The 19,282-nt window shown below is 72.4% G+C and carries 4 protein-coding genes; 2 read left to right on the plus strand and 2 right to left on the minus strand.

The genetic code is table 11. From position 1 onward, the window contains the following. Window positions 1–312: 312 nt before the first annotated feature. Window positions 313–14,613 carry a hypothetical protein gene (locus AC07FT_RS36015; protein WP_479180378.1) on the plus strand — a complete coding sequence of 4,767 codons (14,301 nt, stop codon included), beginning with the start codon at window positions 313–315 and terminating at the stop codon, window positions 14,611–14,613. Between the two features lie 8 nt (window positions 14,614–14,621). Next, on the plus strand, window positions 14,622–15,335 hold the full coding sequence (locus AC07FT_RS36020; RefSeq protein WP_479180380.1) for a type VII secretion system-associated protein: 714 nt from the start codon (window positions 14,622–14,624) through the stop codon (window positions 15,333–15,335). A 55-nt stretch (window positions 15,336–15,390) separates the two neighbouring features. On the opposite strand, the gene AC07FT_RS36025 is transcribed toward AC07FT_RS36020, so the two are convergent. Both AC07FT_RS36025 and AC07FT_RS36030 read right to left on the minus strand, forming a co-directional pair. After that, entirely contained in the window at window positions 15,391–16,833 is a 1,443-nt protein-coding gene (locus AC07FT_RS36025; protein ID WP_479180382.1) for an RICIN domain-containing protein, read from the minus strand. Between the two features lie 71 nt (window positions 16,834–16,904). After that, window positions 16,905–18,881, minus strand: a complete 1,977-nt coding sequence (locus tag AC07FT_RS36030; protein ID WP_479180384.1) for a BTAD domain-containing putative transcriptional regulator — start codon at window positions 18,879–18,881, stop codon at window positions 16,905–16,907. Window positions 18,882–19,282 lie beyond the last annotated feature (401 nt).

The raw sequence follows: 19,282 nt of genomic DNA on the forward strand, positions 1-19,282 counted from the left end.
CCGGTTGAGGACGCGGAGTTGCAGGCGGCCGCGGATCGTACGGGTCTGACGGTGTATGTGCCTGATCGTGGGTTTGCGGCTCCGCCTGGTGAGGGTGGTGAGCCGGGTGGTGTGCATCTGCGGGAGAGTGCCAGGGGTGATGCCCGGGGTTGGCGGGTGTACCGTCCGGCCTCCGCGGTTTCGAGGTCGGCTCCGCGGGCGGGAGTGGTGCTGTCCGCGGCGCCGTCGGTCCCGCCGGGGGATGAACACTGGAACGCGCCCCCTACACCCCGGGATGACACCGAGGATGCTCCCGACACCCCCGGTGAGATCTTGGGCGAGATCTCCGAGGATCCGGCGGACACCAAGCCCGCCACCGACCCCCTCGGCATCGACCAGCACCTCGACCGGCGCCGCCCGCCCCGCATCGACCGTGAACTGCCGCCCCCGGCACGGGAGCGGAGGCAGGCCCGGTTCACCGACGACAGCAGGATGCCCGCGCACCTCGACGGCATCCGGAACCTGCTGCCGGGGCTCCCCGAGGAAGTGCTGGCCCGCTCCACCGCCTTCGGGGTCCGGGACTTCGCCCTGCGCGGCAGGGACCTGGTACTGCGCGAGATCGCACGCGAACTACAGGCCCGGCCGAGCACCCGACTGGGCAAGGGCGGCGCCGACTCACCGGCCGCGAAGGCGCTCCTGGCCGAGATCGACCGGGCGCTCCGCGAGGACCTCGGGGGACTCAGCGGTGACGGCCGGGAGTTCACCTACACCGACGCCAAGGGCAAGGTCCGGGTGGTGCACCTCGCGGTGCGCCACTACGGCCACTGGGAACGCTTCACCGACCTGGCCGAGCAGCCGCGGAGCATCGGGGTGAAGACGCGTGGCCAGCGCCTCACCGGCGGCGACCAGTCCCAGAGCACCACCTACTCGATCAACCCGCTGGCACCACTGTGGCCCCTGACCAAGCCCTTCGGCGTCTACGCCCGGCTCGGGTTGCGCTTCGCGCACAGCCGCGCGGTCGGCTACACCCTGACCGGGAAGGTCATGTCCCGGACCGAGGCGTCCCTCACCGGGGCCTCGCGCCCCAGCCTCGACGACGTCTACTACCAGCTGACCGTCAGCGAAGCGGGTGGCAAGCCGGCCTCCGGGGACGCCGCCACCACCCCGGTGGCCTTCGGCTTCGCCGTACGCGGGGGACTCCGGCTGCGGCTCGCGGACAGTGCGATATCCGAGTCGAAGCCGGGACGCATCCCCCCGCTCATCACCTACCGGGGCACACAGCAGCACCACCGGTTCGTCGTCACCGAGGATTTCGGCCCGGTGGCCCACATCCGGAACTGGGCCGTGGGACAGATCGGGGCCCTTCCGGGAACCAGCGCCCACCGTGAACTCAACACGTTCTTCTCCTCGCAGAACTTCCAGCGCAATTCCCGGCTGCTGGGCGCCGGCACGATGACCACGCCGCCGCTGTTCGGCAAGGACAAGCAGGGCAAGCCGCTGGGCGTCTTCACCGTGCGCACGCTGCCCCGGCGGGCGGTCCTCATCGACGAGACGACCGCCGCCGCGCTCAAGGACATGGCCTGGCTGACCCTCATCGGCGAACGTTCGCTGTCCACCACCGACGGGCAAGAGCTCCAGGCCGCTGTCGGCCCGGTCTTCCAGTGGCTGGGCCTGGCGGGCACCAAGCTGAACCTGCGGTTCATCCTCGGCTTCGTCGCGCGCCACGGCCACCGGACCACTCGCACCACCACGATCGGTGGAGAGGGCGGCAACAAGGTGGAGGGCGCGGTGAAGGATTCCCCGACCGGCCTGTACCTCGTCGAGAAGACCGTCGTCGTCCGGCGCAGCGGCCGTGACCGTGACGCGGCCGGCAACCCCCTCTTCCCCGAGGGACGCTTCGTCACCTGGAGCCTGGACCAGATGCCGAGGGCCGAGGCACGCCGGCTGGCAGGCTGGGACGACGGCACTCGGACGCGTGTCCGCAGCGGTGCGCCCGAGCCCTTGGCGCCCGCGTATCTGACCCTCGACCACCCGCCCACCCTGGGGGCCAGCAGGGCGGAGGAGTTCACCCACGACAACAGCGACGCGGAGCCGGCCGAGACCTGGCTCGAGGAACTGGCCGAGAAGGTCGTGCAGGAGGCCGCCCGTGCCTATCCGGGGCTTGTCGCCCCGCTGAGCGAACTCGACCCGGACAACCCCCGCTGGCGCGACGCGGACCACTTCGCGACGGTGCTCAACAACACCCTGGAGATCTACACCAAGATCTCGCACCACAGCCTGGCGTCCAACCTGGAGGGGCTGACCACCCAGGGCATCCGCATCCGGCTGCGCGAAACCGCCCGCTTCAAGCGCGGCTACCGCTATCTGTGGGTCGACGGCGAACTCACCGGCCGCCACTACGAGGGCACCCAGAACGGACTGGCCGTCAAGTACTACACCACGGGCACCGAGAAGCTCGAGGGCGAACACGGGGTGGGCCACGGCCAGTACGGCGGCGTGGAAAGCAGCTTCACCCTCCGCACCGTGGCCGCCACCCCGCAGGGGTTCTCCCGGCGCGGGGGTACCGCGTTCCTCGGTCTGAGCGGCGGGCGCGGCCAGGGCCAGAGCAGCTTGTTCGGGCCCAGCAACGCCGTCGAGACGGCGGTGGGCGGCACCCGGCCGCCCCACCTCTTCAGCTACCGGCTCACCATCACCGTCAGCCGGGGCGGCTACTGGCGGCTGCCCGCCCTGATGCGCGGGATCGCCACCGCGGGGCTGCTGGGCACCCAGCCCTTCGTGTTCCGAGAGAAGAGCTCCCTCCTGATCGGCACCGCGGACGACGGCTCCACGGTGGGCGGCGGCCCGGTCAGCGGACGGGTGATCCTGAGCGTCCTCGATGAGCACATGCCCAAGAGCGATCCGCACGCGGACGACGCGGACAACCCGTTCCGCGACTTCGGCAGCCGTATCACCACCACCACGATGGAGAGCTCACAGGCGCTGGCCCTGGCGACGTCCGCTCCCGGCGTCGACCGCAACCGTCAGCCGTTCGAGAACCATGCGCAGGTGACGGTCGGCATTCTCGGCAACGCCGCACTGGTCCGGGCGGCCGAGGAGTCCCTCAAGTCCGCCTCGGGCGGCTCGTGGCATCTGACGCAGATCGGCGCGGCACCCCACGACTCGGCACTGCTCGCCTTCCAGTCCCCGTATCTGACGGCCAATGCCGACCAGACCCTCAGCCCCTCGGGCTGGCGCGCCACCGAACTGTGGGCGAAGGGCCCGTACCTCAACCGGAGCGGTGTCCTCTTCCACCGGATGACCGTGTCCGGTCTGTGGGCGATGACCTCACCGGCGCCGATGTCGGCCACCCTGAAGATGACCGGCGCCACATTGAGCGGCGGAAAGAACGCCGTCACCTACAACTTCGTGTTCGGTGGACAGTTCTCCATAGCCCAGCCGCAGCGGGGTGATCGAGGCCCGCTGGGGTCCTACGGGCTGAGCCTCAGCCCGTGGTCGTACGCCCGGGGCCGGACGGGCACCGTGACCTTCTCCATCAGCAACGAGATCGCGCGTCAGGACAAGAGCCACCAGGTGCTGGTGTCCGGCGCCGCCGAGCACGACATCGCGGTGGCGTCCAGCGCGCTGGGCGGGACGACCGGCGCGGGCAGCCGCCTGGTGCCGGGCGCCCTGGCGAACGCGGCCGGACAGCGGGTCAACGTCCCCGGCGGCTGGATGGGGCTGCTCTCCGAGCACACCGCGGTGACCCTGAACCTGATCGACGACGGCTGGGGCACGGCCCCGCTCTACGACGCGCAGACCTGGTCGCCCCAGCCCTGGCTGGTGGGGAACACGCTGTGCACCTACCCCCTGGGCGAGCTCGACCCCTCCAAGGTGATGGCCTCCTTCGACCAAGCGCTGCGCGGACTGTCGCTCCCCGACTCCGACCATGACACCGTCCTCCGCCTGGTGTCGGGCAGGCTGCTGCGCGCCCTGCGCGGAGAGATGGAGAACGCGGGTCAGACGATGCCGCTCCGCACCGGGCACTGGGGCTGGGACGGACTGCGCATCGGCACCCGACGGGCGCGCCTGCGGGTCCAGCTCGTCGCCGGTACCTCCCGTTTCCACCGGCTCGGACACAGCACCGACTTCGAGGACAACCTCTGGGCCATCTCGTCCACCGGTTTCAGCGCGAGCCGGACACGCGGACCGGACTTCGGGATGTCCGTCTCGGAGAGCGCGTACACGGGCAACCCCGACGCGTCGGCGGCCGGTCCCGGCTTCAGCGAGTCCGGCTCGGCCCGCCGGACCCTCGCCACCAGCGGCTCCGACAACCCCGTGGACACCTGGGCGTTCGCCACCAGTGAGCCCTACGCCGAGTACGACACCTCCTACCGGCTGCGCATCGCACTGGAGGTCGACGACGACACCGACTCGGGCACACCGCCCGCGGGCCGCGGCCGTGAACTGGTGCACCGGGCGCGGGAGGCGTCCCGTTCCTTCCGGGGCAAGCGCGGTGTCGTCAAGGAGGGGGACGTCGGCACTCTCCGCAAGCAGACACCGCTCAGCCTGATGTCCCCGGACACCGATCCCGCGGCGGACACGCACGACGACCCGCTCGGACCGCCCGCACTCCCCGCCCCCTCCGCACCGCGCCGGGTGACCCTCCCGACGACGCACGGGGACGACGACTGGCGGCGTACCACCCTCCCCGACGGCACGGAGGGTGTGTTCGAGCCGCCCACTCAGGGATTCCAGGCCCGCGGTGTCCTCGGTGTCGAGCAGGTCCGCGCGTCCGGATACCTCGCGATCGCCGCCGCCTACGACATCGGCTTCCGCGACGACGGCGACGACGCCCTCGTACGGGCCAAGGACACCGGTCTGACCCGGCTGGACACCGGCTCCTCCCACAGCCTCGACGAGGGCACGAACAACACCGTGCTCGCCGCCCACTACTTCTCCGCGCTCGGCGCCGGATACCCGGTGCCGGGCCTGGTCGAGGACAGTCTCGTCGGCGGTGCCGACGGCGCTCTCGTCCTGCACGCCAAACCGCACTTCGAACGTGCCGTACTGATGACGGTGGCGCCCGGGACCAACCTCCAGCGCCTGGCACGGCGGATCACGGCCGGGGGCGCGTCCGCCTCGGGATCGGAAGGGTACGGCGCGGCGTTCGACGTCGGCTCCGGCGCCTCGGCCCCGCCCGCGGGTTCGTTGCGGCCGGGGCTCGCCACCGCCGGCCCCAACACCACCGGGGCGGAAGGCGGCGGGCACACCCAGGACGTCATGATGGAGACGACCGTCGACCAGGGTGAGGACCTGGCCTTCCTGTTCGCCGTCCCCACCACCTGGCTCAGCAGCGCCGCCGTACAACGGCACATCAAGGACAGCGCCATCGGACGGGCGGTGATCTCGCCGTTCCGCAAGGGGTGGCCCAAGCGCTTCGGGTCGGCCGGACAGAAGGCGTACGAGACCGAGGCGGCCGTCATCGTCTGGGTGCGCCAGGACGTGGCCCGGCAGCTCGGACTGATCGACGACACCTCGTTCCCCGAGGAGGCGGCCAAGGCGTGGGAGGCCGTTCAGGAGGCGTCGACGGCATGGGTCGAGGCCGACAAGAAGTACTGGGAGGCCCGCCGCGAAACGGGTGCGGGGCCCCGTGACGACCTGGCGCGGGCCGAGCGCGAGCTGACCGCCGCCGAGCGGGAGCTCACCGCGGCCCGGGACGCCCAGCGCGACGCGGAGCGGCCGCTGGCCGAGGCCAGGGCCGCCGCCGAGGCAGCGGACCACCGGGCCGGCACACTCGTACAGGAGGCACGTGCCCGCGCCGCCGAGGAGCGCGGCGCGGCCGGGGACAGCGCGCCCGAGCACGACGGCTGGGCCGAGATGGAGCGCGAGTGGCTGGCCGAGGCCGACCGGGCGGTCGCCGTGGCCGAGGTCCGCGCGGCCGAGCTGCGGGCCGATGCCGCCCGGCAGGTGACCCGGGCCCAGTGGACCCTGGTCCGCGCCGAGCTGGCCGTGCGGGAGGCGACCAGGACGGCGGCTGGTGCGACCGCGACCCGGGACGCGGCGCGGACAGAGGCCGAGCGGGCGCGGCAGACGATCGACGGGTTGCGGAACAAGGCCGAGCAGCTGGCCACCGAATATCACCGGGTGCGTGGTGCCGCCGACCGGCTCACCCGCTGGCACCGGCTCAACGCCACCGAGGACGGTCGCGCCCGGCTCGACGGAACACCCAAGCCGCCCGCGGTGACGTTCACGGACCCCACCGTGAGCACCGACACCGACGGCGACGCCACGCCGGACGCCCCCCGCTACACACCGGACGAGGGCGACGCCCCCACGGGGCTCGTCGCCCCGGACGGCGAGCGGTTCACCCTCCACGACGTGCCACGGGACGGGCAGTCGTTCCTCCACGCGCTGGCCGAGGGCCTGCACCGCATCGACCCCGAACTGATGACGCGCGAGGGCCTGGACACCTCCAGCCGTGAGAGCCTGGTCGCCGGTATCAAGGGGCTGCTGGCCGCCCGTCTCGTCAGCCAGGGCAACGCGGACCTGCTCGAGGTGCTGGCGCCGGACACCACCGACACCTTCACCGGCGAGGAGATCGACACCGCCGGCATCGAGCTGGGCGACAACACACCGGAACGACGGGAGTTCGACGCGCTCCGGGTGATCCCGGAATCGCTCAGCCTGAGTTCGGGCGACCGGCTCGGCCTGGCCTATCTGCAACTCCTGCGCTCCGGCGACGCGGAGGGCCGGTCCAGCTGGGACCACGCGGCCGCGGACATCTGGCCGCTGCTCGCGGCCCGCACGTTCGGGGTGCCGGTGCGTGTGGTGATGCCGGACGGGAGTTTCTACCACTTCTCTCCGGACACCAGGGTCGGCACGGACCGCTCGGACACCGCGGAGGGCACGGAGGCCACGGACGGCGCGGACACCGCGGATTCCGGCCCGCCGCCGCTCGTGCTGTGGCTGGGCGGTGAGGGCGACGAGCGCCACTACCAACTCGTCCTCCCCGAAGCGGTGTCCGGCACCGAACCGGCGCCCGGCCTTCCCGCACCCGAACCCACACCGGCGCCGCGGGAGATCACCCCCTCCGACGAGGCCGCGGTCAAGTCCCCGGCGCACACCACACCCCCGTGGACCCCGACCGAGGACGACGACCCGCGGTCCCGCTTCGACGCCGCGACCGACCACCGCACCCTGACCGGACCCGACGGGAAGGTGTACGACCTGATCGAGGCCGAGGGCGATGGCAACCGCTTCTACGCCGCCGTCGTGGCGGCCCGGTCGCAGTCTCCGGCCGGTCGCCGGACCGTCGCGCCCGGCCTGGGCACCGGAGGGGGAGTGCCCGGGGCGACCGAGCTCTCCGCCCTGTCGGGCAGCCAGCTCCGGCGAAACCTCGCCAACCGTGTCGCCGCCCAGCCCCTGCCCGAGGGGGCCCGGCTCGATCCGGCAGCGGTGTTCCACCCCGACGAGGTGGCCGGACTCTCCCTCGAACTCGACGCCGCCCAGCGAGCCGGCCTGCGGCGCGATCTCACCCGCACCGGAGGCCGCGTCCCCCAGGCCATACGGAAGGTCCGAGCGAACGAGGAAGCCCTGCTGCGCGAGAACCTGCGGGCGGCTCGCCGCTGGGACAGTGCCACCGCGTCGCTTGCGGCCGAACTGACCGCCCACACCGAGGGCATCACCCTGATCCTGGTGTCCGAGGACGGTACGAACCGCACATACGGTCCTCCCAATGCCGGCGAGACGGTGATCCTCTACCAGCGGGGGACCGAGTTCCTGATCGTCCGGCCGCGTCCCGCGGCCGACAGGACGGAAACCGGTCGGAGCGCCCGGACCATCACCTGGTCCGACGGCCGCAACACACCCGGCGGCAGGCGTCCGGCCGTGGACGGGCCGTCGGAGGGCACGGCCGACGCCTACTCCCGCGCGGTGGCGGCCGAGGCGACGGCGGCCTCTGCCGAGGCAGCCCTGACCCGCCGGGAGGCGGGCGCGGTGCGCGCGCTGAGGGGCGCAGGCCGTGCGGTGGACACCGCGGCCGCCGCGCACCGTCGCGCCGATCTGGAGCGCACCAACGCCGTCCGGACCGCGAAGGCGGTACAGGGCGCGTACGAGCGGATGGACGCCACGGCCGACGACCTCCGACGGGCCCAGGACGCCCAGGACCGGGCCGAGCGGGAACTGCGGGGGGCCACCCGGGAGCTGGTCCGGCAGACACGGGCCCGTAACGCCGTCCGGGCCCAACTGCGGGAGATCCGGGAAGCCCTGGACGAGGCCCGTTGGGAGCGCCGGACGCGCGCGGAGGCAGAGCGACGGCTGTCCCCGTCCGGCAGCACCTCGCGGACCGAGGCCATCGCCGACGGCAACCGCCGTACGGACGACCGCGGCCGGGCGGGCTCCGCCTCGGGTACCGGCTCCGGCCCCGCCGCGCCCACGCTCTCGTCGCTGCTGCCGGAGGACTCGTGGTGGCGGCTGTTCATCGACGCCAATGTGCACTCCGAGGCCTTCCGGCTCAGCCCCGACGACGTGGGCGGACACCTGGACGCCCATAAGTACCCCGGCTACCGGCAGAGCATGATGGAGGCGTACCGCGAAGTCCTCGACGGCGGCGGCACCGGCCGCGACTGGTCCCGCGTCGACGCCGACGCGTACGAGGAACTGCACAACCTGGCCACCCGGTACCTCGTCACCGGCTCCGGGCAGAACACCGCCACCACCTGGTCGGGCTATGAGCACGGGCGGACCACGATGCGCCCGATCGGCAGCGACGGGATCGCCGAGGACCTCAAGGACGAGGTGCTGCTGGGGCGTCCGCTGCTGGTTTCCATCAAGGACCGGTACCCGGCGGGGAGCCCCAAGCCGCTGGTCGTCTTCCACCACGGACTCCACGGCGGCCAGGTCTCCATCGACTACACCCCCGAGGAGGCGCGCGGGATCGTCCAGGCCGCACTGGACCGTTACTACGCCGAGGTGGCGGTCGCGGCGAGCCCCGACGGGAAGCTGCGGGCGATCGCCCGGGTGACCCGGACGCTCCAGATCCTCCAGCCGTTCACCGACGCCAACAGCCGGGTCAACGTGCATGTCCTCATGCACAAGTTCCTGCTGGAGCAGGGGTTCCGGCCCTCGGTGCTGATGGACTCCCGCTCGCTGTTCCTCGGTGGATTCACCGTGGATGAGATCGCCGAGCGGCTGAAGGAGGGCATGGCCCGCTTCGACCGTCACCGGCGTTGGGCGCGCTGGGACGGGTTCGCCGACTCCGCGCAGCCCCCGGACTCCGCCACGGTCGACCAGTTGGCCGAAGCCATGGGGCTGGTGGAGCCGACCGGTACCCCGGGCGAGCGGCTGCGGCGGATGAAGGAGACGGCGCGCACCGCCCAGGCCCTCCTCGGCCCCGATGGGGCCGACACCGACGCGGCCGACCAGGAACGGCTGGTCGCCGTCCACGCGCTGACCGCTCCGGCCCTGGCACGCTTCCCGGACCGGAGCGCCCCGGAAGCCATCGTCGGTTTCACCCGGGAGGTGTTCTCCCTCGACACCGAGGATGATGTGACCGATGACCACCTCGTCTCGCTCCTCGCCGCCGTCACCGAGGCCCGGGGCCAGGACCGGCCCCTGGACATCGACACCCTGGCGTCCCTGGCCGTAGCGCCCCGGGGCGACGAGGAGTCCGAGGACGGCTCGGAGACCGCGTCCGGTGACCCGTCGCGGTCCGGGTCCACCGCCGGGGAACCCGACTGGGACACGCTGGCACACGAAGCGCCCGACGACGGTCTCAATCCCCTGGTCTTCGGGGTCTCGGAGCTGACCGGCGGCACCCCGGCGAGCGCTCCCGAAGAACTCGTCGAGGCACTGCTGCCACGACTGGGCAACGAAGCACCCGGCGGCTTCCGCCTGGTGCTGCGGGCTGGATTCGGGTCGCTGGGCGGCGATCCGACGCGGTTCGTCTCGGATCTGGTGAACGAGCTGGACGCGCCCGTGGACCTGCTCCTGGCCGACCCTGACGGCACGGTGCGACTGCTGCGATTCGACGATCACGGCGGTCACGAGGACCTGGGCCCGGTGGCGACGGGCACCACGGAGCCCATCGCCTATCCGAACAGCAGCCAGATCAACGCCACCCCCGCCCCCACCGACGCCTTGAGCGCTCTGGACCTCGGCTCCGACCCGGACGAGGAAGCCTCTTCGCCCTCGTCGCCCTGGTCGGTGTCGTCGTGGCGGACGGCCGGGTCGCCGGGTGCGGTGCGGTTCGCGAGTATGTACCGCGACCGGGAATGGCGTCGGCGCAGCGTGGAGTACGAGTTCGCCTTGGCCCGGCGGCTGGGGTCGGACCCGGCGACCACGGACGCGGCCCGGCGGGCGGTAGACCGGCTGTACCAGGACCTCACCGCCCGGATGGGCGAGGCCGAGGCGCTGCGCGCGTTCTTCCCGCCCGGCGCCGCTCCGGCGGACGGCCGGGCCGCCCTGGAGCGATTGCGCTCTCTCCCGGCGGGCCCTGAGGCCGTGGCTCAGCTGATGGCGGCGTTCACACATGCGGTCTACGCGGGCCAGGAGTTGCCGTCCGCTGTGGGAGAGGCGTTGTCGCGGCCCGGCCGGGGGCGGTTCAACCCCGGGAGCGCCTATCGGGAGGTGCACGACGGCCGCGGTGCCCGTCGGGTGGGCGGTGTGTGGGGTCCGGCGTCGCGGTTGCTGGAGGCGTACCGGGACCTGGGCGCGTCGGCGGCGGAGTTGCGGGAGTTCCGCGACGCCGTGGCGGCGTGGATGGTTCCGGCGGATCTCCAGTCGCTGTCGGAGGTCCTGCGGACGTCGCATCGCATGGGTGTGGGGGACGCGGCCGAACGTGCCGCGGTCGGTTCCGACGCGGCCCGGTTCCACATCTGGGCGCACACCGCCTTCGGGCTCGCGGAGGAGCCGGACGGTCTGTTGCCGCCGCACCAGGCCCTGTACGGCGAGCGCATGAGCTACTCCGCCGAACTCACGGGTGGAATGGCCGTGCCCGAGGGGATGACCGCCATCGTCCATGCCGCGCTCAACGGCCTGCCCCGGGGGAGCTCCGACCAGGCCAAGGCCTTGGGCGGGTGGCTCCGGCGCCACAAGGCCCGGGGCACCGAAGCGCTGAAGCGGCTGACGCCCGCGCACATCACGGCGCTCCACCTCTACAGCGAGCCCGACTACCGGCTGATGAAGGCGGTGCTGAACGGTCAGCGGCTCGGTGCGGCGATGGGCCGTCACGTCGTGCGTCTCGCCATGTGGGGGGTTGTGCGGGAGGCGGTGGACGAGGGCTGGATCTTCATGGTGCCGCTCACCCTCCGGAGCCGTCCCGGTTTCGACGAGCTGTACGCGGAGTTGGAGGAGCTGGACGACCTGACGACCGCGAGTGACGAACTGTCGCGGCTGCGGCAGGAGCTGGACGAAATGGCGGATGCGGTGCTCGCCGAGTTGCCGTGGCATATCGACATGGCGATCGAGGCGCTGGAGTTGCTGCCGCCGGTCGAGCGCACGGTGTGGTGGGGCGACCGCGGGGTGCCCGGACTGCTCGACGACGCGCCGGTGGCCGGGCCGCTCTACGGAGTCGACACCATCACGATTCCGTTCTTCCGCAGCACCTCGCTCGACCGGGAGACGGCGCTGCGCAAGTTCACACTGGCGGACAGGGCCCTGCCCGACGGTACGCACCGCGGCTTGGTGGAGATCTCACTCTCCACGGGGCGGGACTACGCCCCCTTCTCGACGAACTCCGGTGAGGACGAGGCCCTCTACCTGCCGGGCCCGGTGTTCCACGTCACCGGCAGGCGGGTCTTGCAGGACCAGAAGAGCGAGCTCCAGTACGAGCTGATCTCGGCCGAAGAGGCCCCATCCGGTCCTGGTTCCCCGGCCTCCTCGGACTCCGAGGGCTCGTGGCCGCTGGCGCGTGAGGTGCGTGGTCGGGATGGCCGGTTGGTGGGTGAGGTGTCGTTCGACGAGGGTGATTGGGCGTCGCGGCGTGAGGACTATCGGCGACTGGACGGGACCGCGGAGTTTGTCGCGTGGGAGCGGGACGCTTCGGGTGCTCTGGTCGCGGGTTCGGGTGCGTTGCCGGGTGGTGGGAGCGCGGAGGGGACGTTCTTCTTCGCGTCGCATGGTGGTGCCGAGGGGTTCGGGTTGGCGACGGATGGGGGTGGGGTTCGTCGTGATGATGGGTCGTATGTGGGGCGGTTGTTGGAAGGGGTGCGGGAGGGGGGGTTCCGCAGTGTGACGGTGTTGGCGTGTGGTCCGGGTGATGTGCCGGGGAGTGTGGAGGAGGCACGGGCGCGGGCGCGGCGTATTGCCAGGGCGACGGGTCTGACGGCGCACGTGGCGACGGGCCGGGTTGCCGTGACTACGCCGCCCGACGGTGGGCCGGCGCGTATTCATCTGCTGGAGGATGCGCAGGGCCGGCGTACGGAATGGGTGACGGAGCACCCGCCGGGTTCCCCGGAAGCGGCGACCGCACCCCCTGCCGTGACATCCCCGGACACCACACCAGCAGATCCGGGCATCGCCTATCCCCAGCCCTGGCAGTTCAACGGACCGGACGACCCGGACCGGCCGCAGCAGATCGAGTCCCTGAAAACCACCGGTGCGCCGGCCACCCCCCGGTCGGAGGCCGATGCCTCCGCCGGCATGTCGGACGGCGAGGCAGAGGACGAGCCGGAGACCGGGCCTCCCGCCGACGCGCAGGACACCACCGCGAGCGTGGCCGGGTACCGGCGCACCGGACCGTACGCCGCGCAGCTCGAGGGCGTCCCCTACGCGCTGCACGCGACACCGGAAGACGGCGATCGGCCCGTCGACGCCCTGCTGTTCACCCTCCGGTACGCCGCTCCCGCGGCGCTCGAGGCCGCCGGGGTCGACTCGGCCGACTCCTTCCGCGACTGGCTGGCGCGGCACATCACCGACGAGGACCTGTCCGATGTCGCCCTGCCCCCGCTGGACCGCGACAGGCAGCTCCCGCTGAGCCTGCTCGAGTCCGCCGGTGTGCAACTGACCGTGGCACAGCGCATGCAGGGAGCTCTCCTCGGCGATGTGATTCCCGCCGCGGACGTGACCCTGAGTCCCGCCCAGAGGTTCCGTCTCGCCCTGGCCGACCCCTCGTACGGAGTGGCCGACCGGAAGCCGATGACCCGGGCGTTCGCGGCGACGGCCGCCCGCGAGCTGGGCGTCGGCGTGGCCGTGGTGGGCGAGGACGGTTCCCTGCACACCTACGGCGGGGGAGGGACGGACGACAGCGCCCTCCTCGTCCTCGACGGCGACCGTTCCCTCGCGGGACTTCCGCACGGTCCCGAGGAGAGCCCCGACCAGCAGGTGCTGCGCCGGGTCACGGATGCCCTCACCGCCGCGCCCGACTCCGTACGGCGCTGGCTCGCAGGGAGCGCCGCGGAGGACCGCCGCGATGCCGGGGAGCGCACGCCCGAGTGGATCCAGGCGCGTATCCGGTACCTGGAGGAGGGCGAGCGCTTCGAGGAGCGGCTCGGCTGGTACCTCGGCGACCACGAGGCCGCCAACAACCAGCTGGAGGTGATGGTGCGCGCCGTGTGGGACCGGGCGGTGGCGGCCGGTGTCTGGCCGGGGCTCGGCTCGGCCGACTTCACCGTCGACGGCACGGTGGGCACCGGACGGGACCAGCTCCAGAGGGTGGTCGAGTCGGGCAACCTGCGCGAGCGCATGGGACTGTTGTGGGTCGGCGCCCGCACCATCTCCGGTCTGCTCGGCAGCCCGGACCCCGATCCGCCGCCCATCCACACCGAACGCGGCGACCGGCTGCCCTCCAGCACCATGACGGCCTACGAGCAACTGCGGGAACAGGCCCGCGGACTGCCGCCCGGGGAGCAGGTGAAGCTGCTCGCCGACGCGGAACGCATGCTGCGGGTGCCGGTGGGCCAGGAGGACGTCCGGCCACCGCTGAGCGACGCGGAGCGGGCACTGATGCCGGATGACGGTGTCCCGTGGATCCCGGGCCGGAACCGCTGGAACCTGGCCATGGGCAGCCGTCTGCAGTCGGATGCCGAGACCACCGGTGGCCTGGTGCGGGCCGGGACCTCGGGTTCGTCCTACCGGCTGATGATGCAGGCCGTGAAGATGCGCGACGTGTGGGGGCTGGACATCGACCTCGGCCTGGTGCGGGTCGCCCTGATGGCGGAGATGCTGTCGGTGGGCCACCACTCGCTGCACGAGATCATGGCGGCCTCCCAGCTCATCCTCGACCACCTGCGCGACCGGGGGACCCCCGACTCGCCGGAGCTCGACTACATCGACAACTGGAGCCGCTACTGGCACATCGCCCCGCTGACCGAGGCGGAGCTGCGCGCGAACGTGGCCACCGACGGCCGGTTCCCCGACGAACACGTCCTGGACGCCGCCGGCTGGCCGAGCGGAGTCCGGGACGACGGACGGGCCGGCGGGCCCGGTGACCCGGAGGCAGCGGCCTGGTTCGCGGACCACCGTGGCACGCTGGGCGATGTGCTGGACCTTCTGGCGGCGCTGGGATCCGGCACCGTACTCGACACCTCGGAGGAATTGACCCCGGAACTGCTGCGACGCCTGATCGACGACTGGTTCCGCACCCGCGGCCTGGAGCCCTCCGGCTCCCTGGCCGAGGACTTGCGCCGCATACTGGACGACCCTACGCACACCCCATAGAGGAGCTCATGAACGACAACACCGCCTCCGACACCGCGCCGCCGGTCCCCAAGCAGATCGAGGAAGCCGCGCGGCTGGCTCCCGACCACTGGCTGGGCATGGTCGACCCGGCGTGGGCCGGACCGGGTGAGCCGCCGAACTGGGCTGTGGTCGGCCAGTGGAGGTCCGGCCTGGACGGGGAGATCGAGGAGTGGCGCGAGAACGAGGAGTACCGCCCTTCGCCCCAGGCCATGGGGTGGCCCGAGCCGACCGACGAGGTGGACGAGGCGGTGCAGCTCGCGGCCACCGGCTACGGACCGGGGGAAGCGGTGCCACGGACGCTCGCCGCGGCGGAGGTCGCCGTGCTGACCGACCCCGCCGGTGACCCGCTGTCCGCCACGGCCCCCGACGGCACGCCGGTGGTCCCCGTCTTCACCTCACCGGTCCATCTGCACACGGCCGGGCGGTTCGGGTACGAACTGCTCCCCGTGTCACAGCTCGTCGACCGGATACCGCGGGAGCACGTGCTCTACCTCAACCCCTCCGGCCCGGTGTCCATGACCGTGGACACCGACGCCCTGCGCGAGGCGCTCGAGGCCGCGGCACAGCAGACGGCCGCGGAGGGCGGTACGCCCGAGCCTCCGGTGACCGAGGTCTCGCTGCCCGAGGTTCCGGTGTCCAAGGAACCGATGTCCGCGGACCAGGCGTCCGGAGATGAGGGCTTCGAGGGCCGGCGGACCTGAAACGCGCACTGCCGCGCCCCTGGACGGGGGCGCGGCAGCGGTCGGGTGAGGGAAATCAGTGGGCCGTGAAGTACCACTCGTGGTTGTTCTGGCTCTCCTCGTTGCACGGCCAGATGATCAGGTTGCGGGTCTCGGAATCCGCCTCGTACGAGTCCAGGCACTGGTTGTTGCTGGCGAAGTTGCGGATCCAGTAGCGGCCGTCCGCCTGCTTGTCCAGCCACCACAGCTGGTTGTCGTCCGTCGTGCCGTTGCACGGGTACTCCGTGACGTACGAGGCACCCGCGGCCCCTCCGTACCCCGGCAGGTCCATGCACATGTTGTCCACGACGTTGCGGATCTGGTATAGCGGGGCTCCGCCCGGACCGGCCTTGCCGTACTTCTTCTCCACGTCCCAGAGCTGATTGTCCTGCATGGTGCTGTTGCAGACCGACTGGTTGACCGGCCCGTCCTGGTAGCCGGTACCGGGAATGTCGGCACACGTCTGATTCGTGTTGTTCTTGATCAGCACATTGTTCAGGAGGGGCAGGTTGCTCGCCTTCTTCTTGGCGGGGGCGGGCGGCTTGGCCTTGGGCTTCGCCGTCGGGCTGCTGGGGGCGGGCGGCGGCGGCTGCTTCGCGGCGGGAGCCTTCGCCTTCTTCTCCTTCTTGGGCTTCGGCTTCTTCGGGGAGGGCGATTCGGGCACGAACGCCCCCGCCCGCGATCCGTCGTCGTCCAGCACGGTGTCGGAGGAACCGGTCGTGGCCACCTTCTCGCTCTTCTCGTCCTTGTCCGAGACGGCCATCACGAGCAGCGGTACGGCGACGAGTACGGCCCCGGCCATCGCGGCCCCGGCGAGCAGCGGCTTCTTGGGGCGGCCGGGGAAGCCGTCGGCCGCGTCGGGACCGGACCCGCCGGGCGCCGCGGCACCGGCGGTGGCCGCGGCGGCGGACCCCTCGGTCCGGCCTTCCCCGGACACGGTGGCGATGGCACCCCTGCCACGACCGGACCTTCTCGTCCGGGCGTTGCCCTCGGAGGTGGCGGTGTCCGGTGTTCCGCTCCCCGCCCCCTCCGTCTCGTTCGCCGTCTCCGTCGTGCCCTTGGACTCGCCGGCCGCGCCCTCACCTTCGGACGCCTCGTCACCTTCGCCCGCCTCGGCCTCGCCCTCGGGCGAGCCCTTCGCCGCGGAGGCCTCCTTCTTCGCCTCGGACGAGTCCGCCCCGGACGAAGCCTCCCCGGCGGACGAACCCTCCTCGCCGGACGCGCCCTTCGAACCCTTCGCCGTGGCGGGTGCCGACGTACCCGAGCCACTGGTGGCGGACGGCACTCTGCCGGTGAGGTGCGCCTCGATGCTCGCCGCGTCGGGCGAGGCCACGGACGCCGAGCCGGACGAGCCGGACGCGGACGCCCCGGAGCGCGAGGAACCGCGTTCCGGTGCCGCTTCCGGGTCGGGGGACGCGACTCCGGCGGCCTGGCTGCCGCTCGGCGTCTCGGCGCCACCGGCCTGGTGCTGATCGGACATGGATTTCTCCTCCTGGCCGATGGACCTCGTGTCCAGCGGCGGTGGGGGTGTTGACGGGGGTGAGGGGCAGGTCAGCGACCTTGTTCGGGGACGGGCGGGACCACCCGCTCGACGGACGTCTCCGGCGCCATCGGGCCCGCCGCGCGCACATGTCCGGCGACACGTTGCGGATCGGTGGCCGGACGGCCGTCCAGCACACGGGCGAGGCCCGCGTGCAGCAACTGTCTCGACGAGGGGGTGAGTGTACGCAGCACCACTTGGCGGGGCAGTTCGGGGAAGCGGTAACGCCCCGTGGAGCGTTCACCGGGGTCCGCGTCCCAGACCAGCACCCGGGCGGTGACGGCGGCGTCGACCAGGGGCAGCAGCCGGTCCCGGGGCATGTCCAGGACCTCGGCGAGCAGTCCGATGTCCAGGTCCGCGCCGTCGGCCGCGGCGTAGGTGAGCATCCGGCGTGCCGGTGGGGTCAGTTCGGCGAGCCGTGCGTGGACCACACTGCTCACCGCCGCGGGAACCCGCGCCGCCGGGCCGACACGCTGCTCCGGTGGCAGCTTCATCAACTCGCCCAGGGTGAAGGGGTTTCCCTCGCCCTGCCGGTGGAGTGCCTCCGCCGCCTGGGGTGTGGCGTTCTCGCCCGCGGCGGCGAGCAGTCCGGCCACATCGGTGGCCGACAGCGGATCCAGGTGCAGCCGGGTGGCGCCGTGCCGGGCCAGTTCCGCGAGCAGCGCGCTCGCGACGGGCTCTTCGGTGTTGCGCAGGGCACAGACCAGGACGACCGGAGCGTCCCGCAGGACGGCGGCGAGCCGGCGCAGCAGACCGTGGAACTCCGGGGTGGCCCAGTCGAGGTCGTCGATGACGCACAGGGCCGGCTTCCGGGTGAGTTCCCTCACCAGCGTGGCCAGTTGACCGCCGTCGGTGTCGGGGCCGGAACGGTCCGCGGGCCCCGCGGCTCCCAGCCCTTCCAGGATCTGCGTGGCGGGGCACAGGAGCGAGATGCCGTGGCTCTCGCTGAGCGCCTGACCGCCGCTGGCCCGGGCGACGGTGAAACCCGTGCCCTCGGCCACCGTGGACAGTTCGTCCAGCAACCGGGTCTTGCCGGACCCGGGCTCCCCGGAGAGTACGGCCCACTGGGTGCGGCCCGCCGACGCCGAGCGCAGCAGCGCGGCGAGGTGCGCGATCTCCGTGTCCCGGCCCACCAACGGCACCCCGGCCGGAGCCGGTCCGCCCTGCGATGGCACCGGGGGGTGCGCGGTGGCGGTGGCGGATTCCCCGAGCACCTCGATGTCGTGCCGCAGGATCGCCATGTGCAGCTCGCGCATCCCCGGCCCGGGGTCGAGACCGAGCTCCGAGGCCAGCATGGCGCGGAACCGCTCGTACTGGCGCAGCGCCTCCACCGACCGGCCCGCGGCGTACAGCGCACGCATCAGCAGGGCCCAGGAAGCCTCGCGGAGCGGGGCTCCGAGGGTCAGTGCCTCGGCGGCGGCGATCGCGCGCTCCACGTCGCCCTGTTTGATGAGGACGGTCGCCCGCAACTCCTCGGCGTCCTGGCGGGCGGTGGCGAGCCGGGCCGCCTCGCGGACCGCGAAGTCGTGTCCGGCGGCGTCGCCGAGGGCCTCGCCGCGCCACAGGCTCAGCGAGTCGTCGATCTCTTCGCGGGCGGTGTCCAGTTGACCGTGGCGCATGGCCTCGCGGGCCCGTGCCACCGACTCCTCGAAGCCGGTGGTGTCCAGCGCCTCACGCGGGACCTTCAGGGAGTATCCGGCAGGACCGTTGACCAGGAGTGTGGACCGGCCGGTGCGCACGGGGTCGAGCACCGAGCGCAGTCGGCTGATGTGCGCGCGTACCGAGGACACGGCGCCCGTCGGCGGGGGCCCCTGCCACAGGTCCCGGCACAGCTGTTCCACCGAGACGGGCCGGCCGTCCTCGATGAGCAGCCGGATCAGCAGAAGTCGGCGTTGCCGTGGTCCCAGGTCCAACGCGGTCCCGTCGCGCAGCACCTCGACGGGACCCAGCAGGCTGTATCGCGTGGCATGCGCGTGTTGTGAGTTCACTGTGTGCGTCCACCTCCTGGCGACGCTGCCCAAGTCGCGGAGGTACCCCAGACGTTCGGGATCGCGCGGAGGGCACAGGTGTCCGCTCCCGCGTCGTGACATGAAGCGTACGTCATCGGAACATGGTCCGGTCTAAGCATGGAAGCCCAGGTCAGAAAGGGCTCGTACGCGCCGTATCGCTGGGGGAACACCTAGAGTCTGGGCCGGATCGACCCCCGTATCGGAACCGACCCGCGCCTGGGGTCGTCCACGGTGGTTCTCCGGCCGGACCGGGGGGGGGGGGGGGGGGGGGGGGGGGGGGGGGGGGGGGGGGGGGGGGGGGGGGGGGGGGGGGGGGGGGGGGGAGGGGGGGTGGGGGGGGGGGGGGGAAGGGGGGGAGTGGGCGGTGCGGGCGAGCGCGT

The organism is Streptomyces sp. NPDC045899, assembly GCF_056431485.1.